Origin of the sequence: Mizugakiibacter sp. (assembly GCF_039680435.1) — a bacterium.
GTDB lineage: Bacteria > Pseudomonadota > Gammaproteobacteria > Xanthomonadales > Rhodanobacteraceae > Mizugakiibacter.
Genome location: NZ_JBDKSX010000039.1, coordinates 1 through 8,831 on the forward strand (window position 1 = coordinate 1; position 8,831 = coordinate 8,831).

The 8,831-nt window shown below is 73.7% G+C and carries 9 protein-coding genes, 1 other RNA gene and 1 pseudogene; 6 read left to right on the forward strand and 5 right to left on the reverse strand.

Translation table 11 applies throughout. From position 1 onward, the window contains the following. Positions 1 to 225, forward strand: a pseudogene (locus ABFC67_RS04510) (thiamine-phosphate kinase); the annotation flags it as partial. After that, complete coding sequence (locus ABFC67_RS04515; RefSeq protein WP_346736853.1) at positions 222 to 719, forward strand: phosphatidylglycerophosphatase A; 498 nt, start codon at positions 222 to 224, stop codon at positions 717 to 719. The pseudogene ABFC67_RS04510 and the gene ABFC67_RS04515, both read left to right, overlap by 4 nt. A gap of 148 nt (positions 720 to 867) precedes the next feature. Here the strand turns inward: ABFC67_RS04515 and ABFC67_RS04520 are convergent, their stop codons facing one another. From ABFC67_RS04520 to ABFC67_RS04540, 5 genes are all read right to left on the reverse strand, one after another. Continuing rightward, a complete protein-coding gene (locus ABFC67_RS04520) occupies positions 868 to 1,491 on the reverse strand; it encodes a uracil-DNA glycosylase family protein (RefSeq protein ID WP_346736854.1) in 624 nt (207 codons plus the stop codon). Positions 1,492 to 1,692: 201 nt separating this feature from the next. Then, complete coding sequence (locus ABFC67_RS04525) at positions 1,693 to 3,060, reverse strand: FAD-linked oxidase C-terminal domain-containing protein (protein ID WP_346736855.1); 1,368 nt, start codon at positions 3,058 to 3,060, stop codon at positions 1,693 to 1,695. 42 nt (positions 3,061 to 3,102) lie between these two features. Beyond that, positions 3,103 to 3,687 (reverse strand): BON domain-containing protein, encoded by a 585-nt coding sequence (locus ABFC67_RS04530; RefSeq protein ID WP_346736856.1) that lies wholly within the window; start codon positions 3,685 to 3,687, stop codon positions 3,103 to 3,105. A gap of 9 nt (positions 3,688 to 3,696) precedes the next feature. Beyond that, the gene (locus ABFC67_RS04535; protein WP_346736857.1) at positions 3,697 to 4,056 is read right to left on the reverse strand and encodes a YraN family protein; all 360 of its coding nucleotides are present in this window, start codon (positions 4,054 to 4,056) and stop codon (positions 3,697 to 3,699) included. A 4-nt stretch (positions 4,057 to 4,060) separates the two neighbouring features. Beyond that, positions 4,061 to 5,884 (reverse strand): penicillin-binding protein activator, encoded by a 1,824-nt coding sequence (locus tag ABFC67_RS04540; RefSeq protein WP_346736858.1) that lies wholly within the window; start codon positions 5,882 to 5,884, stop codon positions 4,061 to 4,063. 86 nt (positions 5,885 to 5,970) lie between these two features. Here ABFC67_RS04540 and rsmI point away from each other — a divergent pair, with 86 nt between their 5' ends. From rsmI to rsmH, 4 genes are all read left to right on the forward strand, one after another. Continuing rightward, positions 5,971 to 6,798, forward strand: coding sequence for a 16S rRNA (cytidine(1402)-2'-O)-methyltransferase (gene rsmI / locus ABFC67_RS04545; RefSeq protein ID WP_346736859.1), 828 nt, complete (start codon positions 5,971 to 5,973; stop codon positions 6,796 to 6,798). Between the two features lie 13 nt (positions 6,799 to 6,811). After that, positions 6,812 to 7,174, forward strand: an RNA gene (gene rnpB / locus ABFC67_RS04550) — RNase P RNA component class A. Between the two features lie 259 nt (positions 7,175 to 7,433). Next, entirely contained in the window at positions 7,434 to 7,880 is a 447-nt protein-coding gene (gene mraZ, locus ABFC67_RS04555) for a division/cell wall cluster transcriptional repressor MraZ (RefSeq protein ID WP_346736860.1), read from the forward strand. 25 nt (positions 7,881 to 7,905) lie between these two features. Then, positions 7,906 to 8,831, forward strand: a 926-nt coding sequence (gene rsmH, locus ABFC67_RS04560) for a 16S rRNA (cytosine(1402)-N(4))-methyltransferase RsmH (RefSeq protein ID WP_346736861.1), incomplete at its 3' end; no start/stop codon positions are given.

An 8,831-nucleotide genomic window follows, 5' to 3' on the forward strand; every position in this document is an offset into this window, starting at 1 on the left:
GACGACGCGCGCCTCGCGTTCGTGCTGGCCGGCGGCGACGACTACGAACTCTGCTTCAGCGTGCCGCCGGACCGCGTGGCGAACGCGACCGCGGATCTCGCGCGGCTCGGCTGCGGCGCCACGCGCATCGGCCGCATCGTCGAAGGCGCCGGCGTGCGCGTGCGCGACGCGCGCGGGCAGACGCTGGCGCCGCCGCGGCGCGGCTGGGAACACTTCGCCTCGTGAACGCCAAGACCGCGCTCGATGCCGCGCGGCGGCGCGCGCTGCTGGCGCATCCGGCCGGATGGATCGCGGCCGGTTTCGGCGCGGGCCTCGCGCCGTTCGCGCAGGGCACCTCCGGCTCGCTGGCGGCGCTGCTGCCGTGGTGGTTCGTGCTGCGCGAGCTGCCGTGGCCCGCGTACGCCGGCGTGCTCGCGCTGGCGTTCGCGCTGGGCGTGTGGGCCTGCGGCGTCGCCGGCGCCCGCCTCGGCGTCGACGATCACCGCGCGCTGGTGTGGGACGAATTCGTCGGCCAGTGGCTGGCGCTGTTCGCCGCGCCGGCCGGCTGGCCGTGGATGCTGGCCGGCTTCGCGCTGTTCCGCCTGTTCGACGTGTGGAAGCCGTGGCCGATCCGCTGGTTCGACCGCCGCGTCAAGGGCGGCCTCGGCGTGATGCTGGACGACCTCTTGGCCGGCGTCGCCGCGGCGCTGGTGCTGCAACTGGCTGCGCGCTTCGCGTAACGCCGCGCCACCCGGTCGCAACCGCTGCATGCGATGAGACACCGCATCCTACGTGCCGAACCCATCCGCATCGCGGCCGTCGCGTAGGGTGGGCTTCAGCCCGCCATCGCTTTTTTCGACATGCGCGTTCGGTGGGCTGAAGCCCCCCCTACGTGCCGCTTTGCGCCGCGCGCGGCGCCGCGGGCTCGTGCAGCATCTCGGCGACGCGCGCGCGCAGCCACGGCAGCACTTCGCCCTCGAACCACGGATTGCGGCGCAGCCAGACCTGGTTGCGCGGGCTCGGGTGCGGCAGCGGCAGGATGCCGTCGCCGGTGAAGTCGCGCCATGCGCGCACGGTCTCGGTCAGCGACGCGCGGCGCCGCGCGCCGAGCAGGTAGGCGTGCGCGTATTGGCCGATGGCCAGCGTCAGGCGCACCTCGGTGAGCAGCGGCAGCAGGCGCGGATGCCAGGTCGCGGCGCACTCGGGGCGCGGCGGCAGGTCGCCGGACTTGCCCTTGCCGGGATAGCAGAAGCCCATCGGCACGATCGCGACGCGCCCGGCGTCGTAGAAGGCGTCGCGGTCGATGCCGAGCCACGCACGCAGGCGGTCGCCGCTGGGGTCGTTGAACGGGATGCCGGTCTCGTGCACGCGCCTTCCCGGCGCCTGGCTGGCGATCAGCAGGCGCGCGCTGGCGCTGGCCTGCAGCACCGGCCGCGGTCCCAGCGGCAGATGGCGTTCGCAGATGCGGCAGGCGCGGATGTCGCGCAGCAGTGCGTCGAGTGTGGTCGGCATGGTCAGGTCGCGGCAGTGCGTGCCGCCTTCGGCGTCATTCCGGCGAAAGCCGGCATTCGGCGGCGCCGGCGTGCGAGGCGGGAAGAGGCGCAACATGCGTAGCGCGCGCTGCGCGCACGCCAGCTCCCGGCGACGTGCGCGGAGCGCACGCCACCCGGCGGCACGGGCATGACGACGCCATGGTCTTCACCGTCTCCCGTCTCAAGGCAACAACTTTCCCGGATTGAGAATCCCGTCCGGATCGAACGCCGCCTTGATGCCGCCCATCAGCCCCAGCGCGACGGCGTCCAGCGCGCGCGGCATGAACGCGCGCTTGGCGAGGCCGATGCCGTGCTCGCCGGAGAGCGTGCCGTCGAGCGCGATCACGGCGTCGAACACCTCCGCCAGGCAGGGTTCGGCGCGCGCGCGTTCGGCGGCATCGCGCGGCAGCAGGTTGACATGCAGGTTGCCGTTGCCGGCGTGGCCGAAGCAGACGATCGGCAGCGCGTACTTCGCCGCCAGCCGCTTGGTCGTCGCCACCAGCTCGGGCACGCGGCTGACCGGCACCACCACGTCCTCGTTGATCTTGTTCGGCGACAGCGTGCGCAGCGCCGGCGACAGCGCCCTGCGCGCGGCCCACAGCGTCGCCGCCTCGGCGGCGTCGGCGGCGGCGCGCAGTTCGAGCAGGCCGTCGCCGCGCGCGGCGCACGCGACCGCCTCGACCGCGGCGGCCAGCGTCCCGGGTTCGCCGTCCACCTCGATCATCAGCAGCGCGCCGGCGTCGGGCACCGCGTCGCCGCCGTGCGCGCGCGCCAGCTTCAGGGCCTCGTCGTCGAGGAATTCCAGCGCGCACGGCGTGACCGGCTGCGCCATGATGCGCGCCACCGCGCGCGCCGCGGCGCCGACGTCGGCGTAGGCCGCGCGCAGCGTGCGCAGCGCGGACGGCTTCGGCACCAGCTTCAGCGTCGCCTCGGTGATCAGCGCGAGCGTGCCTTCCGAGCCGAGCAGCAGGCGGGTCAGGTCGTAGCCCGTCGCGCCCTTGGTGGTGGGCGCGCCGGCGCGGAAGCTCTCGCCGCTGCCGGCGACCGCGCGCAGCGCCAGCACGTTGTCGCGGGTCGCGCCGTACTTCACCGCGCGCGGGCCGCCGGCGTTGCAGGCGAGGTTGCCGCCGATCGTGCAGAACGGCGCCGAGGTCGGGTCCGGCGGCCAGAAGAAACCGTGCGGCGCGGCCGCCGCCTGCAGGTCCGCGTTCAGCACGCCGGGCTCGACCACCGCCAGGCGGTTGTCGGGATCGACGCGCAGGATGCGGTTCATGCGCTCGAAGGAAACCACCACGCCGCCGGCGACCGGCACGCTGGCGCCGGTGGTGTTGGTGCCGCGGCCGCGCGCGGTCAGCGGCATGCGCTGCGCGCGGCAGGCGCGCACCAGCGCCTCGACCTGCGCGTGCTCCGTCGGCAGCACCACCGCCTCGGGCAGCGTCTCGCGCCGCGAGTTGTCGTAGGCGTAGGTGGCGCGGGTGGCAACGTCGAGCGCGAGCGCGTCGCCGAAGATCGCGCGCAGCGTCGACGCGAAGTCTGGCGAGAGCGACATGGCGTCGAGTTTACGCCGTTCCCGAGTCCCGAGTCCCGGCGCTCAGTCGGTGTACTCGAACACCTTGACCACCTTGCCGACGCCGGCGACGTTGCGCACCAGTTCGACGACCGCATCGGCCTCGGTGCGGCTGACCAGCCCCATCAGGTACACGGTGCCGTGCGCGCTGGTGACGTTGACGCGGGTCGGGTCGAAGCCTGACAGGCTGGTGATGTTGAGCAGCGCGGCCTTCACGCGCGCGGTCAGCGCATCGTCGCCGCGCCGCGCCCAGAAGCCCTGCGGCTCCATCACCTCGATTTCGTCGACCAGCTTGCGCGTGCCCTCGAAGCCGGTCGCCAGGCGCACGGCGCGCGCCTTCAGCTCGGGCGTGCGCACCTCGCCGACCAGCAGCATCACGCCGTTGAACACGACCACGCTGACGTCGTTCTTCAGCGCCAGCTCCTGGTCCTTGTTGATCGCGCTCATCGCCGAAAGCTGCAGGTTGCGGTCGGAGACGACCGTGCCGAAGCCGCGCCGGTCGCGCGCCGCGCCGGCGCCGGCCGCGGCGCCGCCGACCACGACGGCTGCGCAGCCGGCGAGCTGGACCAGGGCGAGGGCAAGCAGCAGGGGCGGGAGCAGGCGTCGCATCGGGGATCCTCAGTCGGCGTCGAAGGCGGCGCGCTGCCAGTCGCATGCCGGCTGCGCCGCGTCGCCGGCGAACGCTACCACATCGAAGCGGCACGGCAGGTGCGCGAGGCGCGGATGCGCGGCGAGGAACAGCGACGCGGCGCGCACCAATCGCGCGCGCTTGGCCGCATCGACCGAGGCCATGCCGCCGCCGAAACCGGCGCCGCGCCGGTAGCGCACCTCGACGAACACCAGCGTGTCGCCGTCGCGCATCACCAGGTCGATCTCGCCGTGGCGCGTGTTGAAGTTGCGCGTAACCAGGCTGAGGCCGGCGCCGGCCAGCCGTTCCAGCGCGCGCTGCTCGAAGGCGTCGCCCTGCGCGCGCGTCATGCGTTCAGGGCGACGACGGCGCGGCGCCGGCGGGCGCCGGTACGGGTGCGGGCGCGGCTGTCGCGGTGGGAGCGCCGACGTCGAGGCCGCCGGCCAGCGGCCGCGCCACGCCGTCGGCGAAGCGCGCCCAGGTCAGCGTGCGGTGCACGCGGCCGAAGCTGTCCTCGGCGAGCTGGCCGGTAGCGCCCGGCAGGTAGCTGCCGGCGTGCATGCGCAGCCAGTCGAGGTACGGCGTCAGCGCGAACGCGTCCATGCCGAACGCGAACAGGCGCGCGCCGGCGCCGCGGGCAAGCGGCAGCTGCGCGGCGATATCGTCGCGCCGCGGCAGGCCGGGCTGCGCGTCGAACAGCCACGGCGCGTCGCAGAACTCGACGCCGTCGAGGTCGCGGTCGAGATTCGGCGCGTCGTCGCCGGAGTAGACGTGCGAGGTGGCGAACACCGGCTGCGTCGCCTTGGCCAGCTTGAGCTGCGGCAGCAGCAGGCGCGCCTGCTGCGGGCGTAACGCGAGGAACACGCCGTCGGCATCGGCGAGCGGCATGCCGGCGATCTGCCCGGCGTAGTTGACCGCGTCGCTCTTCAGCGCGGCCTCGCCGGCGACGCGGCCGCCGGTGCCCTCGAACTGCGCCTTGAAGGCGCGCGCCGCGCGCTGCGCCCAATCGTCCTCGGCGGCGAACACCAGCGCGTTCTTCAGCCCGCGCGCGGCCATGTACTCGGCGACCTGCGCGCCTTCGTTCTCCGGCAGCAGGCCGAACTCGGCGCTGCCGGGCGGCGGCAGCGCGGTGCCGTCGGGATGGTTCAGCGCCAGCACCGGCACCGGCAGCGTGGCCTGCTGGAACACCGCGGCGACGGCCTCGCGCGACAGCGGTCCGATCACCAGCTCGGCGCCGTCGGCCACCGCCTTCTGGTAAGCCGCCACCGCCTGCGCGGGATCGTTGCCGCTGTCGTACAGCTTCAGCGTCGGCCGCGGCGCGCCGCCGCGCGCGGCATCGAAATAGGCGGCGAAGAAGCCGTCGCGCACCGCGCCGGCGGCGGCGGCGAGCTGGCCGTCCGCAGGCAGCAGCAGGGCGACCGCGCGCAGCGCGCGGTAGCCTTCGCGCGTGCCGGCGGCGGCGCCCTCGGCAGGCAGCACGGTGCCGACCGGATGTTCGAGCTGCGGCTGCGCGACCGCCACCGCGACGCCCTGCCGCGCCAGCGCCTGTTCGACCCAGACGCGCAGCGGATCGGTCGCCGGCAGCGTGTCGCGGCGGCGCAGCAGCTCGGCGCTGGGCAGCTTGCCGAGCAGGGCGACGATCTGCTGCTCGTTGCCGCTGCGATCGAGGCCGCCGAGCTGCGCGTCCATGGCCGTGCGCGTGGCCGCAGCGCCCCAGGCGTCGCCGGCCTGCGCCTGCGCGCGCGCGCTCAGCTCCTGCGCGCGCGACCGCAACGCCGGCGGCAGCGTCGGCGTTGCGCCGGCGAGCAGGCCGAGCGCGCGCGCGGCGTCGTTGCGGCTGAGCGCGAGCTGCGCGTCCAGCAGGTCGTAGCGCGAGGCTTCCTCGCCCTCGAGGTGGCGGCGCTTCACCCCGTCCAGCGCCTGCGCGGCGCGGTCCAGCGTGCCCTCCTCGCCGAACGCCTCGGCGGCGCGCAGGCGGTAGTGGTCGCGGCCGGCGTGGCTCTGCGCGGCGAGCGCGAGGAACGCCTGCGCGGCCTGGTCGAATTCGCCGCGGCGGTACAGCGCTTCGGCGCGATCGGCCTGCGCCTGCTGCTGCGGCGTCGGTGTGCCGAGCGTGGCGCAGCCGGCGAGCAGCAGGGCGGCGATCAGGTACGCCGCGAGCGAGCGGAAGATGCGCATGCGGTGGTCCCCGAACTCTCGTGATGCCGGCGATTTGCGCGATGATAGCCGATCGGGCCGCGCAGCCGCGGCGATGCGGAGCACGTATGCACGACGCCAGGCCGGGCACGCTGTGGATCGTGGCGACGCCGATCGGCAATCTCGACGATCTCGCGCCGCGCGCGGTCGCGGTCTTGCGCGACGTCGCCCTGATCGCCGCGGAGGACACCCGCCACAGCCGGCCCCTGCTCGCCCATTTCGGCATCGCGACGCCGCTCGTCGCGCTGCACGAGCACAACGAGCGCGAGGCGGTCGCCGCGCTGCTGGCGCGGCTGGCGGCGGGCGAGTCGCTGGCGCTGATTTCCGATGCCGGCACGCCGCTGGTCAGCGATCCCGGCTTCCGCCTGGTGCGCGCCGCGCGCGCGGCCGGCATCCGCGTCTCGCCGGTGCCGGGCGCGTGCGCGGCGATCGCCGCGCTGTCGGTGGCCGGCCTGCCGAGCGACCGCTTCGTGTTCGAGGGCTTCCTGCCGGCGAAGGCCGCGGCACGGCGCGCGCGTCTCGCCGAACTGGCCGCGGAGGCGCGCACGCTGGTGTTCTACGAGTCCGGCCACCGCGTCGCCGAATCGCTGGCCGACATGCGCGAGGCGTTCGGCGCCGCGCGCGAGGCGGTGCTGGCGCGTGAGCTGACCAAGCTCTACGAAACCGTGCTGGCCGCGCCGCTGGGCGAACTCGCCGAGCGCGTCGCGCGCGATCCCGACCAGCAGCGCGGCGAGTTCGTGCTGCTGGTGGCGGGACGCGGCGACGACGCCGATGCGCGCGTCGAGGAAGGCCGGCGCGTGTTCGCCCTGCTGCGCGAGGAGCTGCCGCCGGCGAAGGCGGCGAAGCTCGCCGCGGCGATCAGCGGCGCGCCGCGGCGGGCGCTGTACGAAGGCTGATAGAATAGACGCCGGAGTCGGCCGGACAGTCGCGCCGCGCGCAAGCGCGTCGAGGAAAGTCCGGGCTCCATAGGGCAGGGTGCCAGGTAACGCCTGGGCGGCGCGAGCCGACGGAAAGTGCAACAGAGAGCAAACCGCCGATGGCCCGCAAGGGATCAGGCAAGGGTGAAACGGTGCGGTAAGAGCGCACCGCGCGCGGGGCCAACGCCGCGTGGCACGGCAAACCCCACCCGGAGCAAGACCGAATAGGGGAACGATGGCGTGGCCCGCGCCGTTCCCGGGTAGGTCGCTGGAGCCGCGTGGCGACGCGCGGCCGAGAGGAATGACTGTCACGCCGCGAGGCGTACAGGACCCGGCTTACAGGCCGACTCCATTTTTTCCTGCCGACGGCATGGCGCTAGCAAGCGCCGTGCCGCTCGGCGTGTCCGCCAAGCCGAAGAGCCGCGAAGCGTCCAAGTGAAATCCTTTTCTTTCAAACACCTTCGGAACGTTTCTCAGAGATGGCTGTAAGCACTGCCACGGTTTCGCCTTTCTCCTTGATCTGCAAGCGAAATTTCCCTTGACAGTCTCAAACCCTGCGACTATCGTGGGTTCGAGTGTGAAATCGTGGGAATTTGTGGTAACAGGCCGCGACCGTGTTCCAGGGTGAAACCGCCATCAGCGTCGACGAAAAGGGCCGCCTGGCCATCCCGACCGCGTATCGGGAGCCGGTCGCGCAGGCCTGCGGCAACCGTCTGGTGCTGACCTACAACCCGTTCGAGTCCGGCTGCCTGTGGATCTTCCCGCAGCAGGAGTGGGAGCGCGTGCGCGACCAGGTGAACGCGCTGCCCAGCGTCAAGGCGGTGCATCGCGCGCTGCAGATGAAGCTGGTCGGCGCCGCGGCGCAGGTCGAGCCGGACGGCGCGGGGCGCATCCTGCTGCCGGCCAGCCAGCGCGCCGCGGCCGGCATCGAGAAACGCGCGGTGCTGCTCGGCATGGGCAACAAGTTCGAGCTTTGGAGCGAACAGGCGCACCTCGCCAAGATCCGGCAGACGATCGGCGAGGGCGAGATCAGCGAGGACATGGCGGGCTTGAGGCTTTAGCGAAGCGATGAACGGGATGGCGGCGATGGCGGGCGAAGAGCTGCGACACATCCCGGTCATGCTGGAAGAGGCGCTGGAGGGGTTGGCGGTGCGGCCTGGCGGGCGTTACCTGGACGGGACGTTCGGGCGCGGCGGCCACGCGCGCGCGATCCTCGATCGGCTGGGGGCGGACGGACGGCTGCTGCTGATGGACCGGGACCCCGCGGCGATCGCGGCGGCGCGGCGCGATTTCGCCGGCGACGCGCGCGTCGCGATCCGCCACGGCAGCTTCGCGGAACTCGCGGCGTGGGAGGCGACGGCGGAAGGGCTGGACGGCGTGCTGCTCGATCTCGGCGTGTCCTCGCCGCAACTGGACGAGGCGGCGCGCGGCTTCAGCTTCATGGCCGACGCGCCGCTCGACATGCGCATGGACCCCACCGGCGGCGAGAGTGCGGCGGACTTCCTGGCGCGGGCGGACGAGCGCGATATCGCCGACGTGCTGTGGCGCTACGGCGAGGAGCGCATGAGCCGGCGCATCGCGCGCGCAATCGTGGCGCGACGGCGCGAGGCGCCGATCCGGCGCACCGGCGAGCTGGCCGACCTGGTCGCGCGCGCGGTGGGGCGGCGCGAGCCGGGCAAGCATCCGGCGACGCGCAGCTTCCAGGCGCTGCGCATCCACGTGAACGGCGAGCTGGACGCGCTGGAAAAGGGTTTGCAGGCGGCGCTGGCGCGGCTGAAGCCGGGCGGGCGCCTGGCGGTGATCAGCTTCCACTCGCTGGAGGATCGTGTGGTCAAGCAGTTCATCCGGACGGAATCCGGCGTGCGCGTGCAGACGCGCCGCGGGCCGCCGGTCGCGCCGGCCGCGCCGCGGCTCGCCGCGGTCGGCAAGGCGCGCTTCCCCTCCGACGCCGAGCTGGCGACCAATCCGCGCGCCCGTTCGGCGGTGCTGCGCGTGGCGGAGCGCCGCGCATG